This is a genomic window from Streptomyces sp. NPDC107546 (assembly GCF_055639175.1).
On sequence record NZ_JBVKBA010000012.1, the window covers coordinates 97,982 to 122,044 of the forward strand.

The window sequence follows — 24,063 nt, forward strand, 5'->3', positions numbered from 1 at the left end:
TCCGCGGCCCGACCTTGGCCGCGGGATCGATTCTCCGACCTGGGAGCTGTGGGAATGAGCGGGACTGGTCGTGCGGACAAGGGCCGCGGACGGCTCGGCAGCAGGCTGTCGGGGCTGGCCGTGGCCCTCGGCTGTGTGCTCTTCCTCGGCGGATTCGTCTGGGGCGCGATCCTCTACCAGCCCTACACCGTGCCCACCAACTCCATGTCGCCCACCATCGCCGCCGGTGACCGGGTCCTCGCCCAGCGCGTCGACGGCACCGACGTCAAGCGCGGCGACGTCGTCGTCTTCCGCCAGACGACCTGGGGCGACATGCCGCTGGTCAAGCGGGTCGTGGCGGTCGGCGGAGACACCGTCGGCTGCTGCACCGCGGGCAAGCTGACCGTCAACGGAAAGCAGATCGAGGAGTCCTACCTCACCAAGGGCGAGCCCGCCGAGTTCAAGACGATCCCCACGATCACGGTCCCCAGGGACCGGCTGTTCGTGCTCGGCGACGAGCGCAGCGGCTCCCTGGACTCCTCCGCCCACCTCACGGAGGCCTTCAACGGCACGGTGCCGCGCAACGCGGTGGATGCCCGTGTGGACGCCGTGGTGTGGCCGATGCACGGCATGCTGGCCCGCCCGACGGGCTTCGAGACACTGGGCGCCCTCTCGTCGCCCGGGCCGCTGCGGCTGATCATCGGCGCGATCGTGGCGGGCGCGGTGCTGGTGCTGGGAGGAGCGGCCTACGGGCCGATCGCCGGGCTCGCGCGACGGGGGCGCGGCACCGCGGTGCGGACGGAGCCTGCCCGTGCCCGCTGAGCCCTCCCCGCCCGCGCCCCCGACGCCGGAGGTGCCGGGGGCCGACGCGCCGCGCAAGGTGGCCCGGGTGGTGCTGCTGGACCCCGACGACCGCATCCTGCTGCTGCACGGCCACGAGCCGGAGGACCCGGCGGACGACTGGTGGTTCACCCCCGGCGGCGGCGTCGAGGGCGACGAGACACGCGAGCAGGCCGCGCTGCGGGAAGTGGCCGAAGAAACCGGTATCACGCAGGTCGAGCTGGGCCCCGTGCTGTGGCGGCGAAGATGCTCGTTCCCGTTCGCGGGCCGCCGCTGGGACCAGGACGAGTGGTACTACCTGGCCCGTACGACCCAGACGGCCACGGCCACGCCGAACCTCACGGAACTGGAAAAGCGCAGTGTCGCGGGAGCACGGTGGTGGACGTGCGGAGAACTGGCCGAGGCGCATGAGACGGTGTATCCCAAGAGACTCGCCGAGCTGCTGCGCATACTGCTCGACGAAGGTCCCCCCGCCGAACCTGTGACCCTGGACACGGAAATCGTCTAGGGCCTCACAGGAGTGGCGCACAATGGGGGGATCGCACGGCTGAAGGGGAACATGCCATGAGCGCCGAGGACCTCGAGAAGTACGAGACCGAGATGGAGCTCAAGCTCTACCGGGAGTACCGCGATGTCGTCGGTCTGTTCAAGTACGTGATCGAGACCGAACGGCGCTTCTACCTCACCAACGACTACGAGATGCAGGTGCACTCGGTCCAGGGCGAGGTGTTCTTCGAGGTGTCCATGGCGGACGCCTGGGTGTGGGACATGTACCGCCCCGCCCGTTTCGTGAAGCAGGTACGAGTCCTCACATTCAAGGACGTGAACATCGAGGAGCTGAACAAGAGCGACCTGGAGTTGCCGGGCGGCTGAGCACCGCGCCCGTGACCACCCCGTGTGGGTGACGGAGTTTTCCACAACCGCCGAGTAATCCACCAAGATCCAACCGGTGGAGCCCGATGCGTGACGGTTGGCGCCGGAGGTGGTGCCGACATGAACACACACCAGGCACGCAACGCACTCGGCAGGTACGGAGAGAACCTGGCCGCCCGGCGCCTCACGGCCGCCGGAATGACCATCCTGGAGCGCAACTGGCGCGACGGCAGAAGCGGCGAGATCGACATCGTCGCCAGAGACGGCGACGTGCTGGTCGTCTGCGAGGTGAAGACCCGCAGGGGCGGCTCCTTCGAGCACCCGATGGCCGCCGTGACCCCCCAGAAGGCGCAGCGGCTGCGCGACCTCGCCGAACGCTGGATCCATGCCCACGGCGGCGCCCCACCGGGAGGCGTCCGCATCGACCTGATCGGCGTCCTGCTCCCGCAGCGCGGCGCACCCGCCGTCCAGCACGCACGGGGGGTGGCCTGACATGGGCTTCGCGCGCACCTGCTCCGTGGCACTCGTAGGCGTCGAAGGCGTGGTCGTCGAGGTCCAGGCCGACCTCGAACCAGGCGTCGCGGCATTCACCCTCGTCGGCCTGCCCGACAAGAGCCTCACGGAGAGCCGGGACCGGGTCCGGGCCGCGGTGGTCAACTCGGGCGGCGAATGGCCCCAGAAGAAACTCACCGTCGGACTCAGCCCCGCCTCCGTGCCCAAGGCCGGCAGCGGGTTCGACCTCGCCGTCGCCTGCGCGGTACTCGGCGCCGCCGAACGCATCGACCCCAGGGTGCTCGCCGACATCGTCATGATCGGCGAACTCGGCCTGGACGGACGAGTCCGGCCGGTCCGCGGCATCCTGCCCGCCGTCCTGGCCGCCGCGGACGCAGGCTACGAACAGGTGGTCGTGCCGGAATGCGCCGCCGCCGAGGCCACCCTCGTCCCCGGCGTGTCCGTACTCGGCGTCCGCAGCCTGCGGCAACTGATCGCCGTCCTCGCCGACGAGCCCGTACCCGACGAGGAGCCGGACGTGCAGGGTCGCCCCGATCCCCTCCTCGCCGGCCTGCGCGTACCGGGCACCGGAGCCGCCACCGGGATGCACAGCGTCGGCGCCGCACAGCACGACACCGGCCACGACCTCGCCGACGTCGTGGGCCAGCACTCGGCGCGCACCGCCGTCGAGGTGGCCGCGGCCGGCGGCCACCACCTCTTCCTCGAAGGCCCGCCCGGCGCCGGCAAGACCATGCTCGCCGAACGGCTGCCCGCCATCCTGCCCAGGCTCAGCAGGCAGGAATCACTGGAAGTCACGGCGGTGCACTCGGTGGCCGGCCTGCTCCCACCCGGTAAACCCCTGATCGACATCGCCCCCTACTGCGCGCCGCACCACTCGGCCACCATGCAGGCCCTCGTCGGAGGCGGCCCCGGCGTCGCCCGGCCCGGCGCCGTGTCACTCGCCCACCGAGGGGTCCTCTTCCTGGACGAAACCCCCGAGTTCAGCAGCCACACCCTGGACGCCCTACGACAGCCCCTGGAGTCCGGGCACGTCGTGATCGCCCGCAGCGCCGGTGTCGTACGGTTCCCCGCGAAGTTCCTCATGGTGCTCGCGGCCAACCCCTGCCCGTGCGGACGCTTCTCCCAGCGCGACACCCACTGCGACTGCCCGCCCTCGGCGATCCGCCGCTACCAGGCCCGGCTCTCCGGCCCCCTCCTCGACCGGGTCGACCTGCGCGTCGAGGTCGACCCCGTCACCCGGGCCGAACTCACCGACCGCGGCGCCCGCGGCGAGACCACCGCGACCGTCGCCGACCGCGTCCGCGCCGCCAGGCAGCGAGCGGCGGCACGCCTGGCGGACACCCCCTGGCGGACCAACAGCGAAGTACCGGGACGCGAACTGCGCAGCCGCTGGCACGCGGCGCCCGGCGCCATGGACGAGGCCGAGCGCAACCTGGAACGGGGCGTGCTCACCGCCCGGGGACTCGACCGCGTGCTGCGCGTGGCCTGGACGGTCGCCGACCTCGTGGGCCACGACCGGCCCAACGCCACGGACGTCGCCCTGGCACTGCAACTGCGCACCGGCGTTCCGCGGGGCGTGCCCATGACGATCGGAGCATCGGCATGAGCGAGGACGGCTCCCTCGATGCCGCATCCCGCGCCCGGATCTTCCTCACCCGGGTCATCGAGCCCGGCGACGAGGTGGCCGGCCGCTGGCTGCGGGAACGCGGCCCCGAAGAGCTCGCCCGACGACTGCGCGAAGGCGGCAGGCGGCTGCCGGGCGCGACCGACAAACGGTGGGCAGGCCTGCTCGCGCGGGCCGCACGAGCCGAGCCGGAGCGGGACTGGGCCGCCGCCCGAGAGGCCGGCATGAGGTTCGTGTGCCCCGGGACGGCCGATTGGCCTGCCCAGCTCGACGACCTCGGTGACGCACGCCCTATCGGGCTGTGGGTGCGAGGGCGCCCCAGTCTGCGGATGTGGGCCCTGAAGTCCGTCGCGCTCGTCGGCGCACGGGCCTGCACGGAGTACGGCGCACACATCGCCGCCACCCTCGCCGCCGACCTCGCCGAACGCGGCTGGGTCGTCGTGTCGGGGGGCGCCTACGGCGTCGACGGCGCCGCCCACCGAGGCGCCCTCGGGGCCGGCGGTGCCACCGTCGCCGTCCTCGCCTGCGGCGTCGACCGGCCCTACCCACACGGCCACAGCCGGCTGATCGGCAGGATCACGGAACAGGGACTGGTCGTGGGGGAACTGCCGCCCGGGGAACATCCGACACCCAGCCGGTTCATCGTCCGCAACAGGGTCATCGCCGCACTCACCCGCGGCACCGTCGTCGTCGAGGCCGCCCACCGCAGCGGCTCCCTGGCCACCGCGCGTGCCGCTGCGCGGCTCGGCCGCCTCGTCATGGGCGTCCCCGGACCCGTCACCAGCGGACTCTCGGCCGGCGTGCACGAACTGCTGCGCGGTGAAGCCCTACTCGTCACCGACGCAGCGGACGTCGTGGAACTGGTCGGCGACATGGGCGAACTGGCCCCGGACCGACGCGGCCCCGTCCTGCCCCGCGACCTGCTGGAACCCGCCGCCCGACGGATCCTGGCCGCCCTGCCCGCACGCGGCACAGCGTCACCGGCCGAGATCGCCCGCGACGCACAGACGACCCAGGACGACGCGGTCGGGAGACTGTACGAACTCCGATCACTTGGATTCGTCGAACGACACGGCGATGGCTGGAAGTTGACACGCCAGGCCATCACAGCCGGTCGACAAGATCACCCCCGGTGCTGACCGAGCGTGTGTCGGCCGTCCGGGCGACCCCCGACAGCCTTGGTGTTTCCCGCAGTTGACCCTTTCCGGCGATCACAGACCGCTACCCCCGCACCCGCGGCAACCGCTCCACACGGCCCATTCGCGCACGGGTGATCCGTTGCCCTTCGCACACTGCGACACCACAGTCACGCTACGCTCACGAGGTTCCGACTCAGACAGGCCATCTCGGCACCAGACCGACAGCTCACCCAGGCATCACCAGTTCACGGCAGAACGGCACAAGGCGACGAATGCCCCAGCACACCTCCGGGTCCGACCGGGCGGCGGTTCCCCCAGCCGCCCGTGACGGCGGCAGCGTGCGCCCGCCCGCTCCCTCGACGCTCGACGAGTTGTGGCGGTCGTACAAGGAGACGGGGGACGAGCGGTTGCGGGAGCAGCTGATCCTGCACTACTCGCCGTTGGTGAAGTACGTCGCGGGCCGGGTGAGCGTGGGCCTGCCGGCCAACGTGGACCAGGCCGACTTCGTGTCATCGGGGGTCTTCGGGCTGATCGACGCGATCGAGAAGTTCGACATCGACCGGGAGATCAAGTTCGAGACGTACGCGATCACCCGGATCCGGGGCGCCATGATCGACGAACTGCGGGCGCTGGACTGGATCCCACGATCGGTACGGCAGAAGGCACGCAGCGTGGAGCGGGCGTACGCGACCCTGGAGGCGCGTCTGAGGCGGACCCCGACCGAGGCGGAGGTGGCCGCGGAAATGGGCATCGGCGTGGAGGAGCTCCATGCCGTCTTCAGCCAGTTGTCACTCGCGAACGTCGTGGCCCTCGAGGAACTGCTGCACGTGGGCGGTGAGGACGGCGACGGGCTGAGCTTCATGGACACCCTGGAGGACACCGCCGCCGACAACCCGGTCGAGGTGGCCGAGGACCGGGAGCTGCGGAGGTTCCTGGCGCGAGCCATCAACACGCTGCCCGAGCGGGAGAAGACCGTGGTCACGCTCTACTACTACGAGGGGCTCACGCTCGCCGAGATCGGCAACGTGCTCGGCGTGACCGAGAGCCGGGTGAGCCAGATCCACACGAAGTCGGTCCTGCAGCTGCGCGCCAAGCTGGCCGCCTTCGGCCGCTGAGGCGCAATCCCGTCACCGGCGCGTGTGGCACGAGTGACTGCCGTCGCCGATAGTCCGTCCGTACAGTGGGGGACGTGCCAAGGATTCGAGCGGCCTCCGTGGCCGAGCACCGGTCGATGCAGCGAGCCGCCCTGCTGGACGCGGCACGGTCCCTGCTGTCCGAGGGAGGCACGGAGGCACTGACCTTCCCGGCCCTCGCCGAACGCACGGGCCTCGCCCGCTCCTCCGTCTACGAGTACTTCCGCTCCCGCGCGGCCGTCGTCGAGGAACTCTGCGCGGTCGACTTCCCCGTGTGGGCGGCGGAGGTCGAGGCCGCGATGGCGGCGGCGGAAGGCCCCGAGGCCAAGATCGAGGCGTACGTACGACGGCAGCTCGCCCTCGTGGGGGACCGGCGGCACCGGGCCGTGGTGGCCATCTCGGCCAGCGAACTCGACGCCGGGGCCCGCGAGAAGATCAGGGCGGCGCACGGCGGACTCGTCGCGATGATCGTCGAAGCCCTGCGCGACCTGGGCCACCGCGAACCCAGACTGGCCGCGATGCTGCTCCAGGGCGTGGTCGACGCGGCGGTACGGCGGATCGAACTGGGCGCGGCGGAGGATCCGGCGGCGATCACGGAAGTGGCGGTGGCGATGGCGCTGCGCGGCGTCCGGGGCTGAACTCACTCCCCGGGGCCCCTCCCCTCCCCCCTCCCCGCCCACCCCCACCCCCACCCCCACTCAAGCCCAAGCCAAGCCCCCGCCTACGGCACCGACACAGATACCGATTCCGGCACAGGCACCCCCTCCACCGCCAGCAACCGAGACGGTCCCGCACGCAGCAGCCACGGTGGCAGGAGCGACAGCGGGTCCAGGTACGTGTCCCCTCGGCGCAGGCCCCAGTGCAGGCAGGGGCCCGGGCAGTGGGCCGTCGACGGTTCCAGCGCGCCCAGGACGTCGCCCGGCGCCACCTCGTCACCTTCCCGTACGGAGGCGCGCACCGGCTCGTATGTCGTACGCAGCGGTGGGTCGCCGGTGCCCGTCAGGTCGACCGAGACAACGCCGCGTCCCGCCACCCGGCCCGCGAACGTCACCCGCCCGGCGGCGACCGCCCGTACCGGATCGCCCGCGGCTGCCGCCAGGTCCACGCCGCGGTGGCCCGGGCCGTACGGGGTCGCCGGGGGTTCCCAGCCCCGTACCACCGTGGGGCGCACCCCCACCGGCCACAGACGGCCCACGGTCGGCACCGAACCGCCAGGGTCCGGCGCAGGCGTCCCCGGCGAAGGCCCCCGGGCCGCCGCAGGCACCGCTGTCGACGGCCCCGGGGCCGCCATCGGCGCCGCCGCCGAAGGCCAGCCGCCCGCCCACGCCGCCGAGACCGGGACCCCCGCCATGACCAGCAGGAGTGCCGTCGGCCATGTCCGCACACATCGTTTCGTTCGCATGGGGGTACCGTGCCGGACGACGGGCCCGGGCCGTCGGGACCTGTGGACAACTACCCGGTTGTGGACAGCGGCGTCACCCGCGGCCCCGGCGGTCCCGTACACTTCTTGTGGCGATCCGGGTCACCGGGTCGACTTCGCACGCCCCGACAACGGCCCCTCGCGGGCCGGTGTCAGCGCCTCCTCGGTCCTTCGCGGCACGGCGCACGCGGGCGTCAGGGACAACCGAGAAAACACAAGGAGAACGGCCATGGCCGTCGTCACGATGCGGGAGCTGCTGGAGAGCGGCGTCCACTTCGGTCACCAGACCCGTCGCTGGAACCCGAAGATGAAGCGCTTCATCTTCACCGAGCGCAACGGCATCTACATCATCGACCTGCTCCAGTCGCTGTCGTACATCGACCGCGCCTACGAGTTCGTCAAGGAGACCGTCGCCCACGGCGGCACGGTCATGTTCGTCGGCACGAAGAAGCAGGCGCAGGAGGCCATCGCCGAGCAGGCCACCCGCGTCGGCATGCCGTACGTCAACCAGCGCTGGCTGGGCGGCATGCTCACCAACTTCTCGACCGTCTACAAGCGTCTGCAGCGCCTGAAGGAGCTTGAGCAGATCGACTTCGAGGACGTCGCGTCCTCCGGTCTGACCAAGAAGGAGCTCCTGGTCCTCTCCCGCGAGAAGGCCAAGCTGGAGAAGACCCTCGGCGGTATCCGCGAGATGCAGAAGGTGCCGAGCGCCGTGTGGATCGTGGACACCAAGAAGGAGCACATCGCGGTCGGTGAGGCCCGGAAGCTCAACATTCCGGTCGTCGCCATCCTCGACACCAACTGCGACCCCGACGAGGTCGACTACAAGATCCCGGGCAACGACGACGCGATCCGCTCCGTCACCCTGCTCACCCGTGTGATCGCCGACGCGGTCGCCGAGGGCCTCATCGCCCGTTCCGGCGTGGCCGCCGAGGGCAAGGGCGAGAAGGCCGCCGGCGAGCCGCTCGCCGAGTGGGAGCGTGACCTGCTCGAGGGCGAGAAGAAGGCCGAGGAGGCTTCCGCCGCCGAGGCCGAGAAGTCGGCCGAGGCTCCGGCTGCCGAGGCTCCGGCCGCCGAGGGCGAGCAGGCCTGACCTTCAGGGCCGTTCGGCTGATGTGAGGGCGGGCGGCGCCGTGCGCGCCACCCGCCGTTCACTCGCAGCCCTTAGATCTGCATGAGGGCGACGGATTCGCATCGGTGGATCTTCACCGGCGGCAGATCTTCGTAGCCCCCAGATCTTCGGCGGCCGACCGTCCCCGGGTCGGCGGCCGCCGCTCCGAGACTTCGAACTCCGAGAAGAGATTCACGAAAATCATGGCGAACTACACCGCCGCCGACGTCAAGAAGCTCCGCGAGCTCACCGGCGCCGGCATGATGGACTGCAAGAAGGCGCTGGACGAGGCCGAGGGCAACGTCGACAAGGCCGTCGAGGCGCTCCGCATCAAGGGCCAGAAGGGCGTCGCCAAGCGCGAGGGCCGCTCCGCCGAGAACGGCGCCGTGGTCTCCATCATCGCCGACGACAACTCCTCCGGTGTCCTCGTCGAGCTGAAGTGCGAGACCGACTTCGTCGCCAAGGGCGAGAAGTTCCAGTCCGTCGCCCAGGCGATCGCCGAGCACGTCGCCAAGTCCTCCCCGGCCGACCTCGAGGCCCTGCTCGCCTCCGAGATCGAGCCCGGCAAGACCGTGCAGGCGTTCGTCGACGAGGCCAATGCCAACCTCGGCGAGAAGATCGTCCTCGACCGCTTCGCGCAGTTCGCCGACGGCTACGTGACGGCGTACATGCACCGCACGATGCCCGACCTGCCGTTCCAGATCGGTGTGCTCGTCGAGCTCGACAAGCCGAACGCCGAGGTCGCCAAGGGCGTCGCCCAGCACATCGCCGCCTTCGCGCCGAAGTACCTCTCCAAGGAGGACGTCCCGGCCGAGGTCGTCGAGTCCGAGCGCCGCATCGCCGAGGAGACCACCCGCGCCGAGGGCAAGCCCGAGGCCGCCCTGCCGAAGATCGTCGAGGGTCGCCTCAACGGCTTCTTCAAGGACGCCACGCTGCTCGGCCAGCCCTACGCGCTGGACAACAAGAAGTCCGTCCAGAAGGTCCTCGAAGAGGCCGGTGTCACCCTGAAGCGCTTCACGCGCATCAAGGTCGGCATCTGAGTCCGGACCGCGATCGACGCGCGACCCCGGTAGGGTCGAAAGCAGTCGTCTGCGCGCTCGCGTAGGCCGACCCGCACACGCGTGTGGCGGACGACAGCAGATCTGACGAGGAGGCCATTGCCGCGCATGGGATGCGAAACACGCCCCACCGGCAATGGCCTTCTTCGTATGTGCACCACGAGGAGATCTCCATGACCACCAAGGCCGAGAAGAGCGACGACGGCAAAGTTCGCGGCCGGTTCCTGCTGAAGCTGTCCGGAGAGGCGTTCTCCGGCGGCACCGGACTGGGCGTCGACCCGGACGTGGTGCACGCCATCGCCCGGGAGATCGCGGCCGTGGTGCGCGACGGATCCCAGATCGCCGTCGTCATCGGCGGTGGCAACTTCTTCCGCGGCGCGGAACTCCAGCAGCGCGGCATGGACCGGGCCCGCTCCGACTACATGGGCATGCTGGGCACGGTCATGAACTGCCTCGCTCTCCAGGACTTCCTGGAGAAGGAGGGCATCGACTCGCGCGTGCAGACCGCCATCACCATGGGCCAGGTCGCCGAGCCGTACATCCCGCTGCGCGCCGTGCGCCACCTGGAGAAGGGCCGCGTGGTCATCTTCGGTGCCGGTATGGGCATGCCGTACTTCTCCACCGACACGACAGCCGCCCAGCGCGCCCTCGAGATCGACGCCGAGGCGCTGCTGATGGGTAAGAACGGTGTGGACGGGGTCTACGACTCCGACCCGAAGACCAACCCCGAGGCCGTCAAGTTCGACTCGCTCAGCTACGGCGAGGTCATCACCCGCGACCTGAAGGTCGCCGACATGACCGCGATCACGCTGTGCCGGGACAACAAGCTGCCCATCCTCGTCTTCGAGCTGCTGGCGGAGGGCAATATCGCCCGGGCAGTCAAGGGTGAGAAGATCGGCACACTCGTGGGTGACCAAGGCGGCCGGGAGTGACCGGAGGCAGACCCGTCGGGGGTGGACCCCGTCCGGGCGACGGACCCTGACCGGGGGATGGACAATGTCCTGCCGGTCGGGAACCGTGCAGGAAGAAGACGCGACGCAGCCGGCCGCAGACCGATGAGGACCGTTGCCGGGCCTACTCAAGACACGCAGGAGCAAGTGGTGATCGAAGAGACCCTCCTCGAGGCCGAGGAGAAGATGGAGAAGGCCGTCGTGGTCGCCAAGGAGGACTTCGCCGCGATCCGCACCGGTCGTGCGCACCCGGCGATGTTCAACAAGATCGTGGCCGACTACTACGGCGCACCGACGCCGATCAACCAGCTGGCCTCGTTCTCGGTGCCGGAACCGCGTATGGCCGTGGTGACGCCGTTCGACAAGAGCGCGCTGCGCAACATCGAGCAGGCGATCCGCGACTCCGACCTGGGCGTCAACCCGAGCAATGACGGCAACATCATCCGTGTGGTGTTCCCCGAGCTCACCGAGGAGCGGCGCCGCGAGTACATCAAGGTCGCCAAGGGCAAGGGCGAGGACGCCAAGGTCTCGATCCGTTCCGTGCGCCGCAAGGCGAAGGACGCCATCGACAAGCTCGTCAAGGACGGCGAGGTCGGCGAGGACGAGGGCCGCCGTGCGGAGAAGGAGCTCGACGACACCACCGCGAAGTACGTCGCCCAGGTGGACGAGCTGCTCAAGCACAAGGAAGCGGAGCTGCTCGAGGTCTGATGAACGACTCTTCCTGGGGGGCGCCGCCACAGGCCGGGTACTGGGGGCCCACCGAGCAGGGGCCTGGCCAGGGCGTCGGCCCGGCGGGTCCCGCGTACGATGCGCATGACGCCCAGCAGACTCGCCCCATGCCCATCGTGCCCGAGGTACCCGCGCCCGGCGGAGACCAGGATGACGACCGGGGGGTCGCCGCCCGTCGACGCGGCCCCTTGTTCCGCGACGAGACGCCGCAGGTGCCGTCCCCGTGGGCGGTGCCGCAGAATCCGGAGCCCATGCCCGACGCCCCGCAGCCGGCACCCGCACCGCAGAAGAAGAGTGCGGGCCGTGACCTGGGCGCGGCCATAGGGGTCGGCGTCGGGCTCGGCGTCGTGATCGTTGCCTCGTTGTTCATCGTCAAGGCCGTGTTCGTCGGCGTCGTAGCGGTCGCCGTCGTGGTGGGCCTGTGGGAGTTGACGAAGCGGCTGGAGGAACGCAAGGGCATCAAGGCGCCGCTGGTGCCGCTCGCGGTCGGCGGCGCGGCAATGGTCGTCGCCGGGTATGTGCGGGGCGCCGAGGGAGCCTGGGTGGCGATGGCGCTGACCGCGCTCGCGGCCCTGGTGTGGCGCATGACGGAACCGCCGGACGGCTACCTCCGGGACGTCACGGCAGGCGTCTTCGCAGCCTTCTACGTGCCGTTCCTGGCGACGTTCGTCGCCATGATGCTCACGGCCGACGACGGTCCGCAGCGCGTGCTGACCTTCCTGCTCCTGACGGTCGTCAGTGACACGGGCGCGTACGCGATCGGCTGGCGTTTCGGCCGGCACAAGCTGGCCCCGCGCATCAGTCCCGGCAAGACCCGAGAGGGTCTCATAGGAGCGGTCACCTTCGCGATGGGCGCGGGCGCCCTGTGCATGCAGTTCCTGATCGACGGCGGTTCCTGGTGGCAGGGCCTGCTGCTGGGGCTCGCGGTCGCGGCCAGCGCCACCCTCGGCGACCTCGGCGAGTCCATGATCAAACGAGACCTGGGCATCAAGGACATGGGCACGCTGCTGCCGGGCCACGGGGGCATCATGGACCGCCTCGACTCCTTGCTGCCGACGGCGCCGGTGGTGTGGCTGCTGATGGTGATCTTCGTGGGGTCGGCCTGACCTGCGCTGTCCGTGCAGAGGGGCTCGTCGTCCACAGGGCGGTGGGCCCCTCTGCCGCGTCACCACCCAGCAGATGCCCTCACCTGTGAAGGTCTGCCGATGAAGGGTCGGGTTTCCTGACCAGGTCTTGCGGGCGCCGGTCGCCCTGACATAACTACATGCCTCATGAACCTTTTCGGCCGCAGCTCTCCACTCCGACGCGCGGCGGCTCCCGCCGCACCCGTGGCCCCCGGTGCCCCGCTGAGCCCCGCCGACCGGGCGCATGCCGGTGTCGGCCTTCTGCCTGATCCCGCCCTGCAGGCGCTCACCGGCGAGTGGATGATCGACCCCGCGCACAGCAGGATCGGGTTCTCCGTGCGGCACGCCATGGTGACGACGGTGCGCGGCGCCTTCACGCAGTACGACAGCCGCCTCTACTTCGACGGCCGCGACCCGGCCCGCTCCCGTGCCGACATAGCGCTGTTCACCGCCAGTGTCGACACCGGTGTGGAGCAACGCGACGCGCACCTGGTCGGCCGCGACTTCCTGGACTCCGCGACCTACCCGCGGATGATCTTCACCAGCACCGCTGTGCACCTCGCGGGCGACGACGTCTACCGCATGACCGGGGACCTCACCATCAAGGACACCACCCGTCCCGTCGACCTGGAACTCACCTACATCGGTCATGTGACGGACCCGTTCGGTTACGAGCGCGTCGGCTTCGACGGCACCACCACGATCAACCGTTCCGACTGGGGCCTGACCTACAACGCCAGGCTGGCCGAGGGCGGCGCCATGGTGAGCGAGAAGGTCCGCCTCCAGTTCGACATCGCGGCCATCCGCGCCACCTGACGGAGCACGCGGTCCGCGCCGGCAGGAGACCGAACCGGCCTTCGCGGCCTCGTGAATCCTCGGTCGCGGGCCACACAGTGGATCCGAGACACCGGTAGGACTATGCCCAAGTCCCGGAGAACTGGCGGTAGTCAGGCCGCAGTAAGCCCCCTACCCTCGCGTTCGACGCGGTGCGGCCTCCCTCGGCGGTGGGTCTGAGGGAGGTCTGAGGGCTGTCCCGTCTCCGGCTACCCGACAACTGCCGAGTAGTCTCCGCGCATGGCTGTTCCTGTGCACATCCCGGAGTACCTCGAGGACTGCGAACTGACAGCTGGTGAGGATCTCGCGCGGGAGCCGGCCTTCTGGCTCGCCCACCTCTTGTTGACCGTGGGTGACCCGACCGAGGACCCGCAGCGCTACGGGGTGGACGCATCGGCCTACGAGGAAATGGTTGAGCGCCTCAGCGACCCTGAAGAGCCTTGGTCGGTCCTGCGCGCTCCCATCGCTGGTGGGCATACGGCCCACGTCGTGTACGCCAACTTCGAAGACATGAACAATGTCGACTTCTTCGTCCGCCACCCTGACTGGGGACGGCTCGGTTACCTCGGCCAATGTGGCGCCGACGACGCCGGCCCGGGGCTGTCCTGGACGGAACTCACCGCTCTGGCAGCACCCACGCCGGACCACGGTGCAGGCTTGACCGACAGGTCACAGCGCCTCTTGCTCCTCCTTCCGATGCTCGGGGATGCGGAAGTACCCCACGGAGCCCACGACACTGTGGCGCAAGCGCTGACTCACTGCGGAATACCTCCCGAGGCGGCCCGCGAGTTGGCGACAACCTTGTTGGGTGAACGCGAGCCAGGCAAGGGGCCCCGCTGGACCGTGACTGCCGACAGCCCGATCGCGGTATGTTCGTCGCCCTATAGTCCCCGCCAGGTCCCGCTCGCGCTCGGTATCACGCCAGGGCAGGCCCAGGCCCTCGCGGACGCGCTCAACGGTCGAGGGGCGTCACCCCGTGACATCCACGAGTGACATCAACGTCGACGAACACCAGCGGCCCGGAACAGTCAGAAGTGGCCGTGCTGTTCCCTGCCACCGCTGGCCTCGATCAGTCAAGACAGCGAAGCGCTGCCGAATGGCCAACCGGTGGTGGCTACCTCAACCCACCGCTCGAAGGCGGGCCAGTCATCCGTCCGCTCGACCACAGACGTCAGCACAGCACGGGCATCCGCGACGACCCGTGCCGGATTCTCGGCGGTGAACCGGACCTCGCACGAGAAACGTCGAAGCCCGCCCTTGAGGATCTCCACGGCGAAGAAGTGTGCACTGCCACCGGCTTTGCCGCACGTAGACGGCGTGCCGAACGTCATAGCGCCGGCGGGGATCACAGCCAGGCCGCAGGGGGTGGCCCCCCGGCCCTCGGACATGCGTCAGGGGCGAGGTCTTCCGACATGCGCCTAACCCCCAGGTCAGGGTCCGGCTCAGATGAGTGGTGGGCAGTTGCTGAGGATCGTCCCTGGGCCGTCCGAAGCCGCTCAGCGGGACCGGTGACGACTACTAACGACAGTCGTGGCGAGCGCCAGCCGCAGGTCACCCGAGTGGATCTGCGACACTGGTTGAGCCATGCCTAAGCCCGGAGAACTCACTTTCGTCGCGCCGCGCGGAGCCAAGACGCCGCCGCGGCATCTCGCTGATCTCTCGCCCGCCGAGCGCAAGGAGGCGGTCGCCGCGGTCGGCGAGAAGCCGTTCCGTGCCAAGCAGCTCTCGCAGCACTACTTCGCGCGGTTCGCGCACGACCCGGAGCAGTGGACCGACATTCCCGCGCCCTCCCGCGGCAAGCTCCAGGAGGCGCTGTTCCCGGAGCTGATGACGGTCGTCCGGCATCTGGCGACGGACCAGGGCACCACCCGGAAGACGCTGTGGCGGCTGTTCGACGGCACGCTCGTCGAGTCCGTGCTGATGCGCTACCCCGACCGGGTCACCATGTGCATCAGCTCGCAGGCGGGTTGCGGCATGAACTGCCCGTTCTGCGCCACCGGCCAGGCGGGCCTGGACCGCAACCTGTCTACCGCCGAGATCGTGCACCAGATCGTGGACGGCATGCGGGCGCTGCGCGACGGCGAGATCCCCGGTGGCCCGGCGCGGCTGTCCAACATCGTCTTCATGGGCATGGGCGAGCCCCTCGCGAACTACAAACGGGTCGTCGGCGCCGTCCGCGCCCTCACCGACCCCGCGCCGGACGGGCTCGGCCTCTCCCAGCGCGGCATCACCGTCTCCACCGTGGGACTGGTGCCGGCCATCCACCGGTTCGCCGACGAGGGCTTCAAGTGCCGTCTCGCCATCTCCCTGCACGCCCCGGACGACGAGCTGCGCGACACCCTCGTCCCCGTCAACACGCGGTGGAAGGTGCGCGAGGTCCTCGACGCCGGGTTCGACTACGTCGAGAAGTCCGGACGCCGGTTGTCCATCGAGTACGCCCTCATCCGGGACATCAACGACCAGGCGTGGCGCGGTGATCTGCTGGGCCGGCTCCTCAAGGGCAAGCCGGTGCACGTCAACCTGATCCCGCTGAACCCGACGCCCGGCTCCAAGTGGACCGCCTCCCGCCCCGAGGACGAGAAGGCGTTCGTCGAGGCGATCGCCGCCCACGGTGTGCCGGTGACGATCCGGGACACCCGGGGGCAGGAGATCGACGGGGCGTGCGGTCAGCTCGCCGCCACCGAGCGGTAGTCTGAGGGCTGTTCCGTCAGTACGTACATCTTCATATTCCGACAGGGGAGCGCCACAGCGCTGAGAGTGCGGTAGCGACCGCAGACCCTCTGAACCTCGCCCAGGTCATTCTGGGTAGGGAGTTCGGTCTTCACTCGAGCTGTTGCGCCCTGCCCGGACCCTCGGAGGTCCGGGTCAGGGCCGCGTCTCTTCCTGGTCACCCCCAGGAGGAATCCAGTTGAGCATCACCGGTAAGCAGTTCGCGGCCGTGGCCGTAGGGCTGGGCATGGTCACGCTGTCCGCGTGCGGGTCGTCCGGTTCGGGAAGTGGGAACGGCAGCGGCGACTCCAAGACCGTGACCCTCGTCAGCCATGACTCGTGGGCCGCCTCCAAGAGCGTCATCGCGGCGTTCGAGAAGGAGTCCGGCTACACGGTCAAGGTCCTCAAGGACGGCGACGCGGGCCAGGCCGTCAACAAGGCGATCCTCACCAAGGACAACCCGCAGGGCGACGTCTTCTTCGGCGTCGACAACACACTGCTGTCCAGGGCGCTGGACAACGGCCTTTTCCAGCCGTACGAGGCCAAGGGCCTCGACCAGGTCGGCGTCCCGTACCGGCTGGACGGGGACAAGCACCGGGTCACGCCCATCGACTACGGCGACATCTGCGTCAACTACGACAAGAAGTACTTCGCCGACCACAAGCTGACCCCGCCGGCCTCCTTCGACGACCTCGTCAAGCCCGAGTACAAGAACCTCCTCGTCACCGAGAACGCCTCCACCTCCTCACCCGGCCTCGGTTTCCTGCTGGGCACCGCCGCGAAGTACGGCGACGGTGGGTGGCAGGACTACTGGAAGAGGCTCAAGGCCAACGGTGTGAAGGCGGTCGACGGCTGGGAGCAGGCCTACAACGAGGAGTTCTCCGGCTCCGCCGGCGGAAAGAAGGCCAAGGGCGACCGGCCGCTCGTCGTCTCCTACGCCTCTTCGCCGCCCGCCGAGGTCGTCTACGCCGACCCCCGGCCCAAGACCGCGCCGACCGGTGTCGCCACCGGCACCTGCTTCCGCCAGATCGAGTTCGCCGGTCTGCTGAGCAACGCGCACAACACCAAGGGCGGCAAGGCGTTCCTCGACTTCCTGATCAGCAGGAGGTTCCAGGAGGACATGCCGCTCAACATGTTCGTCTACCCGGTGGTCGAGGGCGCGAAGGTGCCCGCGGAGTTCACCGAGTACGGGCCCGCGGCCAAGGACCCCGAGACCATGGCCCCCACGAAGATCGCCGCAAACCGTGACCAGTGGGTCAAGTCGTGGACGTCGCTCGTACTGAAGTGACCCCACGCAGGCGGGGGAACGCGGCGCGGCTCGGGCTGATGGCCCTGCCCGTCGCGTTCTTCGCCGTCTTCTTCGCCTACCCCGTCGCCGCGATCGTCGCACGCGGTCTGAAAGCCGGCGGGGCCTGGCGGCTCGGGCGGATCGCCGACGTGCTCGCCCAGCCGGACGTGCGGCACGTGCTGTGGTTCACGACCTGGCAGGCGCTGGCCTCCACCGCCCTGACGCTGTTGATCGCGCTGCCCGGCGCGTATGTCTTCGCGCGCTACGACTTCCCGGGCAGGCAGGTGCTGCGCGCCGTCGTCACCGTCCCGTTCGTGCTGCCCACGGTCGTGGTCGGCACCGCCTTCCTGGCGCTGGTGGGTCGCGGCGGACTCCTCGACGACCTGTGGGGCATACGTCTCGACACCACCGTGTGGGCCATCCTGCTCGCCCACGTCTTCTTCAACTACGCCGTCGTCGTCCGCACGGTCGGCGGCCTGTGGGCGCAGCTCGACCCCCGCCAGGAGGCGGCGGCGCGCGTGCTCGGCGCCTCCCGGCTCACGGCCTGGCGGACGGTGACGCTACCCGCGCTCGCGCCGGCGGTGGCCGCCGCCGCGCTGATGGTGTTCCTGTTCACCTTCACCTCCTTCGGCGTGGTGCAGATCCTCGGCGGCCCCACCTTCTCCACTCTCGAAGTGGAGATCTACCGGCAGACCTCGGAGATCTTCGACCTGTCCACCGCCGCCGTGCTGACGATCGTCCAGTTCGCCGCGGTGGGCGCGATCCTCGGGGTGCACGCCTGGACCGTGCGCCGCCGGGAGAGCGCGCTGAAGCTGGTCGACCCGTCGCGCACGGCGCGCAGGCCGCGCGGGGCCGCACAGTGGGCGCTGCTCGTCGCGGTCCTCGCGACCGTCGCCCTCCTGCTCGTCCTGCCACTCGCCGTCCTCGTCCAGCGCTCGCTCGACGCGCCCGGGTTCGCCTACTACAAGGCGCTGACCCGCACCGATGACAGCACCTTCCTCGTCCCGCCCGTCGACGCCATCGCGAACTCCCTCCAGTACGCCGTCGCGGCCACCCTCATCGCCGTACTGATCGGATCGCTCGCCGCCGCGGCCCTCGCCCGCAGGGACGCCGGCCGGCTCGTACGGGGCTTCGACGCCCTGCTGATGCTGCCGCTCGGGGTGTCCGCGGTGACCGTCGGCTTCGGCTTCCTCATCGCGCTCGACAAACCGCCGCTGGACCTGCGCGGCTCCTGGATCCTGGTGCCGCTCGCGCAGGCGCTGGTGGGCGCCCCCTTCGTGGTGCGCACCATGCTGCCGGTGCTGCGGGCCGTGGACGAACGGCTGCGGGAGGCGGCCGCCGTGCTCGGGGCGTCGCCGTGGCGGGTGTGGCGCGAGGTCGATCTGCCGATCGTACGGCGGGCGTTGCTGATCGCCGCCGGGTTCGCGTTCGCCGTGTCGCTGGGCGAGTTCGGGGCGACCGTGTTCATCGCGCGGCCCGACAACCCGACACTGCCGGTGGCCGTGGCGCGGCTGCTCGCGCGGCCCGGGGACCTCAACTACGGGCAGGCGATGGCCCTTTCGACGATTCTGATGGTGGTGTGCGCGGTGGCGCTGGGCGTCCTGGAGAGGTTGCGGACGGATCGGACGGGGGAGTTCTGACGATGCTCACGCTGCAGGGCGCGACCGTGCGCTTCGACGGGCGCGCCGCGCTCGACCGAGTGGACCTCGAGGTCGCCGAGCAGGAGATCGTGTGCGTGCTCGGGCCGAGCGGCAGCGGTAAGTCGACGCTGCTGCGAACGGTGGCCGGGCTGCAACCCCTCGACGCGGGGCGGCTGTTCCTCGACGACCGTGACCTGGAAGGGGTGCCCGCGCACCGGCGCGGGGTGGGCCTGATGTTCCAGGATCATCAGCTGTTCCCGCAGCGGGACGTCGGCGGGAACGTCGCCTTCGGGCTGCGCATGCACAAAGCCCCGCGCGTCGAACGGGAGGCACGGGTCGCGGAGTTGCTCGACCTGGTCGGACTTCCGGGGGCCGCGCGCAGGGCGGTGTCGGAGCTCTCCGGCGGCGAACAACAGCGGGTCGCGCTCGCCCGCGCCCTCGCGCCCAGGCCACGGCTGCTGATGCTGGACGAGCCGCTGGGCCAGCTCGACCGGTCGCTGCGCGAGCGGCTCGTCGTCGAACTGCGCGATCTGTTCGGCCGCTTGGGCACGACCGTGCTCGCCGTCACCCACGACCAGGGCGAGGCCTTCGCTCTCGCCGACCGGGTCGTGGTGATGCGCGACGGACGGATCGCCCAGTCGGGTACGCCGCTTGAGGTGTGGCAGCGGCCCGCGAACGAGTTCGTGGCGCGCTTCCTCGGCTTCGACAACGTGGTGGAGGCGACCGTCGCCGGCGAGGCCGCGGACACTCCGTGGGGCAAGCTCCCGGTCCCGGAAGGCTCTCCGCAGGGGCCCGGCACACTGCTGGTCCGACCCGCGGGCGTCGGGTTGACGGCGGCCACCGAGGGCCTGAGCTGCACCGTGACCGCCCGCACCTTCCGCGGCACCCACGTCGCCGTGCGCCTGCAACCGGAGGGGGCACCCGCGCTGGAGGCGGCCTGCCCGCTGCGGTCGGCCCCGGAGCCCGGGGACGAGGTCGGGGTCGTGTTCGACGCAGCGGAAATCATGGTGCTCGGCGGGGCATCCGGCACCTAGTGCTGTGGCCGGAAAGGCTCACCGGCTCGCGACGCCCGGCACGGCACCTCGCCGCGTTGTCGCATCGCCCGAGTACATCCGGTACGCGGGCGACGCTCCGCCGTGCGATGCACCGCACCGGACGCCGCGAGCTTTCCGGCAGACCTTTCCGGCCACAGCACTAGGGTGGCGATCATGGCGGACTGGGATATTCGCCCGGCGTCGGTGTCGGACGTCGAGGCAGTGGCCGAGTTGCGTGCCGTGGTGCTGCGGGCGGATCTGGAACGGCTCGGGCGGTACGACGAGCGGCGGGTGCGGCAGCGGCTGCGGGACGGATTCGACCCGGCCCATACATGGGTGATCGAGGCGGGCGGTGCGTTCGTCGGCTGCGTGGCGCTGCGACCGGCCGAGGACGCCCACTGGCTGGAGCACTTCTACCTGGCCCCGCAGCTTCAGGGCAGCGGTATCGGTTCGGGCGTGCTGCGCGAGCTGCTGGGGCGGTGTGACCGCCGCGGTGTCCTCGTCCGGTTGAACGTGCTGCAGGGCAGTCCCGCCCGACGGCTCTACGAGCGGCACGGATTCACCGCGGAGACCGAGGACTCGGTGGACGTATTCATGGTTCGCAAGCCGGCCTGATGTGCGGCACGCACAACGGCCCGCCCCGGCGAAGGGGCGGGCCGTCGATTCGTACGGGTGCCGAGGCGTCAGTTGCTCTTCGACGCGCTGCCGCGGCGGCGCATGCCGAAGAACACCGCACCGCCACCGATGACCACCAGGCCGCCGGCGATACCGGCGATCATGGGCGTGTTGGAGCCGGCTCCGGTCTCGGCGAGGTTGGAGCTGCCCGCCGCGGGTGAGGGGGAGTTGTCCCCGGCCGTGGCGGGGGCCGTGCTCTGCGCCTGCGACGGCGTGGCCGACGGCGATGCGGAGGAGGACGGGGCCGGAGCCGGCGTGTCCGACGGCTTCGGGGTCTCGGAGGCCGGCGGGGTGGTCTGCGACGTCGCGCAGGCCTTGGACGAGGTGGTCAGGAGAGAGAGGTCCTCGTTGACCTGGCCGCCGTTGGCGTTGATGTGGACCCGGTACTGGGCGCCGGCGGCCCAGTCCTCGGAGAACGTGACGATCGCGCCGTCCTTGGTGCCGGTGACCGTCTTCTCACCGACCTTCTTCGCGTCCGCGCCGTTCTCTTCCAGGTAGACGCTGACGGTCGCCTCCTTGCCCGAGGCGTCCTTGTCGGTGACGGTGATGATGCCCTTCCCGTTGTCGCAGGAGGCGACGGCCGAGAAGTCACGGATGTTGCAGGCGAGCGCGTTGCCGGCGACGCCGAGCGCGAGCGCGGCGGAGGCCGAGGCGACGCCGAGGATGCGCACCGTTCGAGCGGTGCGGGAGGATATGGACACGATTGCCCTTCACGGGATGCGCAACTGCGGGGGGTTCAGGGGATGCTGCGCTGCGATCACAACATCCCCGAGAGGCTCACAGGTTTATAAGCGTCAGCTAAGTGCTGTCAACGCCGATGTCCGGCATGACGGCCGTCTTTGCCTGCTCATTAACCGCCCATGCGTTTGAGATCCGCAGAATCGTTCCCAACCCCCCGCCGGAGCGCCCCCGTTCACCTGCGCGTGCTCAGCCCTGCACTGCCGCCGGATCCATCCACATGACCTCCCAGGTGTGGCCGTCCGGGTCGTCGAAGGCACGGCCGTACATGTGGCCGTAGTCCTGCGTCTCGCCGGACACCGTGCCGCCCGCGGAGACCGCCCGGTCGACCAACTCGTCGACCTTCTCGCGGCTTTCGGCGCTCAGGCACAGCAGCACCTCGCTGGTCCTGGTGGCGTCCGCGATCTCCTTCTTTGTGAAGTTGGCGTAGTGCTGGTGGCTCAGCAGCATCGCGATGATGGTGTCACTGATCACGACGCAGGCGCAGTCGTCCGTCGTGAACTGCGGGTTGATCGTGTAGCCCAGCTCCGTGAAGAACTTCTTCGACGTCTCGACGTCGGCGACGGGCAGGTTCACGAAGATCATCTGCTGGTACATGGGCGGTCTCTCTTTCAACTTCAACGTGGCGGATGAGCCGTACGCAGAGATGGACCGCGCGCCGATGCCAAACTCATCGCCGGTCGCGAAAAACCTTCCGGGATCTTCTCAGCCCGTCAGCGGCATCGCCGCCAGCTCCGCCACGACCCACGTCAGCGGTGTGAACACCACCGCCAGAGCGCCCGCGCGCAGCAGTGCCGCGGTACGCAGCACGGTGGCCGGGGCGCCGAGCCGCACCAGCGCGGCGACCGTGTCGGTACGCGCCTGCCTCGCCTCGACCGCGGCGGTCGCCAGGGCCGCGACCGCGCAGCCCCCCACCACCACCGCGCCCAGCGTCGTCAGCGGTCCCGGGGACGGACGCGTGTCGGCGTACAGCGCCGCCATGGCGTAGAAGCCCGACGCCACCGCGCACAGCACCCCGAGCGGCCGGCCGATCCGCCGTGCCTCCTCCTGCAGACCGCGCCCGGCCAGCAGCCGCACGGCACCCGGGCGCACCGCCTGCAGCAGCCACCCGCACAGATGCGTCAGCGCGGGCCCGGCCAGCGCGAGCCCCAGCGCGGTCAGCGCCCAGCCCGCGAGCACCGCCACGGGCCCGCCCGTGAGTCCGCCGGGCAGCGGGGCACTCGGCGCCGGGCCCGGCCGGCTCGCGTGTGCCTCGATGGCGAAGCCCGCGGCGAGCGCGGCCACACCCCAGGGCAGACCGTCGGGGGCGGGCTGGAGGGCGGTGGGAGGCTCCGGTGCCGGATCCTCGGCCGGCGCCTCGGGGGAGTCGTCGGCGTCGGGGTCGGCGTCGCCGCCGCGCGCCGGCCGTTCGCCGCGCGGGCGCAGCGCCACCGCGGTCGCCACGGACGCCGTGAACGGCACCAGCGCCAGCAGCGTGAGCGCCGCGGGCACGGGCAGGGGCTGGTCGGCGGCGAGGAGGTCCGCCGCCGCGCCGTCGAACGGCATCCCCGTCGGGTCGCCGCGCAGATGCAGGAAGCCCAGCAGTGCCAGCAGCGAGCCGAGCGAGGTCGTGAAGGCCGTGGTGGCCGCCGAAAGGGCCATCAGCCGGGCCGGGCCGAGGCCGATCGCGGCCAGACCCGACCGTGGACGGGTGCCCGGGTCGGTGCGGGCGACGGCGACCGCGAGGTACACGGTGGCCGCGATCGGCGCGAGGCACCAGGCCAGCCGCAGCGTCGAGCCCTCCGCCGCCTCCGGGTGCCCCAGCGCGTACCCCAGAGTGAACAGCAGCAGGAAGCCCGTGCCCGCCGAGGCCGCGACGACCAGGAGCCGGCGGAGCTGGACCAGGGGGCGCGCCCCGCGGGCTAGGCGGAGAGCGAGCACGTCTGACGGCCTTCCGTCTCGGACACCGGCGGCAGATGGACGGTGTTCACGTGCCGCCCGTCCAGCAGCGACACCGTCCGGTCGGCGAGGCCCGCGGCCTGAGCCGGGTGGGTGGCGATGACGACGGTGATGCCGTGCGAGCGGGCCGCCGTGGTGAGCGTGCGCAGCACCTGGGCGCCGTCGGCGCGGTGCAGGGAGGCGGTGGGCTCGTCCGCGAAGAGTACGGTCGGACAGGTGGCGAGCGCCCGGGCGACGGCGATCCGCTGCCGCTGAGCCTGGGTCAGCTCATGAGGGCGCTTGCGGGCGCTGTCGCCGACGTCGAGGCGCTCCAGCCACTCCAGCGCCGCGGTCTTGGCGCGGCGGCGGCTCGTGCCGCGCAGCAGGAGCGGCAGCGCCGCGTTCTCCCAGGCGTTCAGCTCGGGGACCAGCATCGGCGCCGGGTCGATCCAGCCGAACCGGTCGCGCCGCAGCCTCTCGCGGGTGAGCGGGCCCATGGTGTGCACGGGCATGCTGTTGAACCAGACCTCGCCCCGCTGGGCGGGGAGCAGCCCCGCCAGACACTGCAGCAGGGTCGTCTTGCCGCTGCCGCGCGGGCCGGTGACGGCCAGGATCTCACCCTCGCGCACCCCCAGGGAGACCCCGCGCAGTGCGGGTGAGCCGTTGTGCTGGAAGTGCAGGGCGCGTGCCCAGAGCACGTCGTTGTCCGGCGGGGCCACCATCGCGTACACCTCG

At 70.6% G+C, this 24,063-nt stretch carries 26 protein-coding genes; 20 read left to right on the forward strand and 6 right to left on the reverse strand.

The genetic code is table 11. The annotated features are described in order from the left end of the window. The first annotated feature begins 54 nt into the window (after positions 1–54). From lepB to ACZ7L1_RS19590, 8 genes are all read left to right on the forward strand, one after another. On the forward strand, positions 55–801 hold the full coding sequence (gene lepB, locus ACZ7L1_RS19555; protein ID WP_471438665.1) for a signal peptidase I: 747 nt from the start codon (positions 55–57) through the stop codon (positions 799–801). After that, positions 791–1,327, forward strand: a complete 537-nt coding sequence (locus ACZ7L1_RS19560) for an NUDIX hydrolase (RefSeq protein ID WP_471438667.1) — start codon at positions 791–793, stop codon at positions 1,325–1,327. The genes lepB and ACZ7L1_RS19560 overlap by 11 nt, the downstream gene beginning before the upstream one ends. Positions 1,328–1,383: 56 nt before the next feature. Further along, positions 1,384–1,692, forward strand: a complete 309-nt coding sequence (locus ACZ7L1_RS19565) for a DUF2469 domain-containing protein (RefSeq protein ID WP_003965949.1) — start codon at positions 1,384–1,386, stop codon at positions 1,690–1,692. Between the two features lie 90 nt (positions 1,693–1,782). Then, a complete protein-coding gene (locus ACZ7L1_RS19570; RefSeq protein ID WP_471438669.1) occupies positions 1,783–2,184 on the forward strand; it encodes a YraN family protein in 402 nt (133 codons plus the stop codon). A 1-nt stretch (position 2,185) separates the two neighbouring features. Beyond that, on the forward strand, positions 2,186–3,811 hold the full coding sequence (locus ACZ7L1_RS19575; protein ID WP_471438671.1) for a YifB family Mg chelatase-like AAA ATPase: 1,626 nt from the start codon (positions 2,186–2,188) through the stop codon (positions 3,809–3,811). Then, a complete protein-coding gene (gene dprA / locus ACZ7L1_RS19580; RefSeq protein WP_471438673.1) occupies positions 3,808–4,968 on the forward strand; it encodes a DNA-processing protein DprA in 1,161 nt (386 codons plus the stop codon). Before ACZ7L1_RS19575 ends, dprA begins: the two co-directional genes overlap by 4 nt. A 272-nt stretch (positions 4,969–5,240) precedes the next feature. Continuing rightward, positions 5,241–6,083, forward strand: coding sequence for an RNA polymerase sigma factor WhiG (gene whiG / locus ACZ7L1_RS19585; RefSeq protein WP_471438674.1), 843 nt, complete (start codon positions 5,241–5,243; stop codon positions 6,081–6,083). 98 nt (positions 6,084–6,181) lie between these two features. Further along, positions 6,182–6,739, forward strand: coding sequence for a TetR/AcrR family transcriptional regulator (locus tag ACZ7L1_RS19590; RefSeq protein WP_471438891.1), 558 nt, complete (start codon positions 6,182–6,184; stop codon positions 6,737–6,739). Between the two features lie 83 nt (positions 6,740–6,822). Here the strand turns inward: ACZ7L1_RS19590 and ACZ7L1_RS19595 are convergent, their stop codons facing one another. Next, entirely contained in the window at positions 6,823–7,503 is a 681-nt protein-coding gene (locus ACZ7L1_RS19595; RefSeq protein ID WP_471438676.1) for a murein hydrolase activator EnvC family protein, read from the reverse strand. Between the two features lie 247 nt (positions 7,504–7,750). Between ACZ7L1_RS19595 and rpsB the strand changes: the two genes are divergently transcribed. From rpsB to ACZ7L1_RS19630, 7 genes are all read left to right on the forward strand, one after another. Beyond that, positions 7,751–8,614 carry a 30S ribosomal protein S2 gene (gene rpsB, locus ACZ7L1_RS19600; protein ID WP_471438677.1) on the forward strand — a complete coding sequence of 288 codons (864 nt, stop codon included), beginning with the start codon at positions 7,751–7,753 and terminating at the stop codon, positions 8,612–8,614. A gap of 221 nt (positions 8,615–8,835) precedes the next feature. Next, positions 8,836–9,672, forward strand: a complete 837-nt coding sequence (tsf, locus tag ACZ7L1_RS19605) for a translation elongation factor Ts (RefSeq protein ID WP_471438679.1) — start codon at positions 8,836–8,838, stop codon at positions 9,670–9,672. A 191-nt stretch (positions 9,673–9,863) separates the two neighbouring features. Continuing rightward, complete coding sequence (gene pyrH / locus ACZ7L1_RS19610; RefSeq protein ID WP_103839950.1) at positions 9,864–10,622, forward strand: UMP kinase; 759 nt, start codon at positions 9,864–9,866, stop codon at positions 10,620–10,622. A gap of 168 nt (positions 10,623–10,790) precedes the next feature. Continuing rightward, on the forward strand, positions 10,791–11,348 hold the full coding sequence (frr, locus tag ACZ7L1_RS19615) for a ribosome recycling factor (protein WP_044388432.1): 558 nt from the start codon (positions 10,791–10,793) through the stop codon (positions 11,346–11,348). Further along, positions 11,348–12,475 (forward strand): phosphatidate cytidylyltransferase, encoded by a 1,128-nt coding sequence (locus ACZ7L1_RS19620; RefSeq protein WP_471438681.1) that lies wholly within the window; start codon positions 11,348–11,350, stop codon positions 12,473–12,475. The genes frr and ACZ7L1_RS19620 overlap by 1 nt, the downstream gene beginning before the upstream one ends. Before the next feature lie 165 nt (positions 12,476–12,640). After that, on the forward strand, positions 12,641–13,309 hold the full coding sequence (locus tag ACZ7L1_RS19625; protein ID WP_471438682.1) for a YceI family protein: 669 nt from the start codon (positions 12,641–12,643) through the stop codon (positions 13,307–13,309). Positions 13,310–13,567: 258 nt separating this feature from the next. Beyond that, positions 13,568–14,320, forward strand: a complete 753-nt coding sequence (locus ACZ7L1_RS19630; protein WP_471438684.1) for a hypothetical protein — start codon at positions 13,568–13,570, stop codon at positions 14,318–14,320. An 80-nt stretch (positions 14,321–14,400) separates the two neighbouring features. On the opposite strand, the gene ACZ7L1_RS19635 is transcribed toward ACZ7L1_RS19630, so the two are convergent. After that, positions 14,401–14,598 (reverse strand): hypothetical protein, encoded by a 198-nt coding sequence (locus tag ACZ7L1_RS19635; protein ID WP_471438685.1) that lies wholly within the window; start codon positions 14,596–14,598, stop codon positions 14,401–14,403. 313 nt (positions 14,599–14,911) lie between these two features. Here ACZ7L1_RS19635 and rlmN point away from each other — a divergent pair, with 313 nt between their 5' ends. From rlmN to ACZ7L1_RS19660, 5 genes are all read left to right on the forward strand, one after another. Next, positions 14,912–16,018, forward strand: a complete 1,107-nt coding sequence (gene rlmN, locus ACZ7L1_RS19640; protein WP_471438687.1) for a dual-specificity RNA methyltransferase RlmN — start codon at positions 14,912–14,914, stop codon at positions 16,016–16,018. A gap of 265 nt (positions 16,019–16,283) precedes the next feature. After that, positions 16,284–17,324 carry a thiamine ABC transporter substrate-binding protein gene (locus tag ACZ7L1_RS19645; protein WP_471438893.1) on the forward strand — a complete coding sequence of 347 codons (1,041 nt, stop codon included), beginning with the start codon at positions 16,284–16,286 and terminating at the stop codon, positions 17,322–17,324. Further along, complete coding sequence (locus tag ACZ7L1_RS19650) at positions 17,300–18,964, forward strand: ABC transporter permease (protein WP_471438689.1); 1,665 nt, start codon at positions 17,300–17,302, stop codon at positions 18,962–18,964. The genes ACZ7L1_RS19645 and ACZ7L1_RS19650 overlap by 25 nt, the downstream gene beginning before the upstream one ends. A 2-nt stretch (positions 18,965–18,966) precedes the next feature. After that, the gene (locus ACZ7L1_RS19655; protein WP_471438691.1) at positions 18,967–19,998 is read left to right on the forward strand and encodes an ABC transporter ATP-binding protein; all 1,032 of its coding nucleotides are present in this window, start codon (positions 18,967–18,969) and stop codon (positions 19,996–19,998) included. 174 nt (positions 19,999–20,172) lie between these two features. Continuing rightward, complete coding sequence (locus ACZ7L1_RS19660) at positions 20,173–20,613, forward strand: GNAT family N-acetyltransferase (RefSeq protein ID WP_471438693.1); 441 nt, start codon at positions 20,173–20,175, stop codon at positions 20,611–20,613. A gap of 68 nt (positions 20,614–20,681) precedes the next feature. Here ACZ7L1_RS19660 and ACZ7L1_RS19665 read toward each other — a convergent pair whose 3' ends face one another. The 4 genes from ACZ7L1_RS19665 to ACZ7L1_RS19680 form a co-directional block, all read right to left on the reverse strand. Beyond that, a complete protein-coding gene (locus ACZ7L1_RS19665) occupies positions 20,682–21,374 on the reverse strand; it encodes an LAETG motif-containing sortase-dependent surface protein (protein WP_471438695.1) in 693 nt (230 codons plus the stop codon). A 226-nt stretch (positions 21,375–21,600) separates the two neighbouring features. Then, positions 21,601–22,008 carry a VOC family protein gene (locus ACZ7L1_RS19670; RefSeq protein WP_471438697.1) on the reverse strand — a complete coding sequence of 136 codons (408 nt, stop codon included), beginning with the start codon at positions 22,006–22,008 and terminating at the stop codon, positions 21,601–21,603. Between the two features lie 108 nt (positions 22,009–22,116). Then, positions 22,117–23,331: a hypothetical protein gene (locus ACZ7L1_RS19675; RefSeq protein WP_471438699.1), complete on the reverse strand. Its 1,215-nt coding sequence runs from the start codon at positions 23,329–23,331 to the stop codon at positions 22,117–22,119. Then, positions 23,313–24,050, reverse strand: coding sequence for an ABC transporter ATP-binding protein (locus tag ACZ7L1_RS19680; RefSeq protein WP_471438701.1), 738 nt, complete (start codon positions 24,048–24,050; stop codon positions 23,313–23,315). Before ACZ7L1_RS19680 ends, ACZ7L1_RS19675 begins: the two co-directional genes overlap by 19 nt. Positions 24,051–24,063 lie beyond the last annotated feature (13 nt).

Excerpts from the sequence above, each read along its gene's own strand:
- whiG (WP_471438674.1), top strand. The coding sequence starts at position 5,241 with ATGCCCCAGCACACCTCCGGGTCCGACCGGGCGGCGGTTCCCCCAGCC.
- ACZ7L1_RS19655 (WP_471438691.1), top strand. The coding sequence starts at position 18,967 with ATGCTCACGCTGCAGGGCGCGACCGTGCGCTTCGACGGGCGCGCCGCG.
- ACZ7L1_RS19575 (WP_471438671.1), top strand. The coding sequence starts at position 2,186 with ATGGGCTTCGCGCGCACCTGCTCCGTGGCACTCGTAGGCGTCGAAGGC.
- ACZ7L1_RS19630 (WP_471438684.1), top strand. The coding sequence starts at position 13,568 with ATGGCTGTTCCTGTGCACATCCCGGAGTACCTCGAGGACTGCGAACTG.
- ACZ7L1_RS19565 (WP_003965949.1), top strand. The coding sequence starts at position 1,384 with ATGAGCGCCGAGGACCTCGAGAAGTACGAGACCGAGATGGAGCTCAAG.
- ACZ7L1_RS19625 (WP_471438682.1), top strand. The coding sequence starts at position 12,641 with ATGAACCTTTTCGGCCGCAGCTCTCCACTCCGACGCGCGGCGGCTCCC.
- ACZ7L1_RS19670 (WP_471438697.1), bottom strand. The coding sequence starts at position 22,008 with ATGTACCAGCAGATGATCTTCGTGAACCTGCCCGTCGCCGACGTCGAG.
- rpsB (WP_471438677.1), top strand. The coding sequence starts at position 7,751 with ATGGCCGTCGTCACGATGCGGGAGCTGCTGGAGAGCGGCGTCCACTTC.
- rlmN (WP_471438687.1), top strand. The coding sequence starts at position 14,912 with ATGCCTAAGCCCGGAGAACTCACTTTCGTCGCGCCGCGCGGAGCCAAG.
- lepB (WP_471438665.1), top strand. The coding sequence starts at position 55 with ATGAGCGGGACTGGTCGTGCGGACAAGGGCCGCGGACGGCTCGGCAGC.
- tsf (WP_471438679.1), top strand. The coding sequence starts at position 8,836 with ATGGCGAACTACACCGCCGCCGACGTCAAGAAGCTCCGCGAGCTCACC.
- dprA (WP_471438673.1), top strand. The coding sequence starts at position 3,808 with ATGAGCGAGGACGGCTCCCTCGATGCCGCATCCCGCGCCCGGATCTTC.
- pyrH (WP_103839950.1), top strand. The coding sequence starts at position 9,864 with ATGACCACCAAGGCCGAGAAGAGCGACGACGGCAAAGTTCGCGGCCGG.
- ACZ7L1_RS19680 (WP_471438701.1), bottom strand. The coding sequence starts at position 24,050 with ATGGTGGCCCCGCCGGACAACGACGTGCTCTGGGCACGCGCCCTGCAC.
- ACZ7L1_RS19620 (WP_471438681.1), top strand. The coding sequence starts at position 11,348 with ATGAACGACTCTTCCTGGGGGGCGCCGCCACAGGCCGGGTACTGGGGG.
- ACZ7L1_RS19660 (WP_471438693.1), top strand. The coding sequence starts at position 20,173 with ATGGCGGACTGGGATATTCGCCCGGCGTCGGTGTCGGACGTCGAGGCA.
- ACZ7L1_RS19645 (WP_471438893.1), top strand. The coding sequence starts at position 16,284 with ATGGTCACGCTGTCCGCGTGCGGGTCGTCCGGTTCGGGAAGTGGGAAC.
- ACZ7L1_RS19595 (WP_471438676.1), bottom strand. The coding sequence starts at position 7,503 with ATGCGAACGAAACGATGTGTGCGGACATGGCCGACGGCACTCCTGCTG.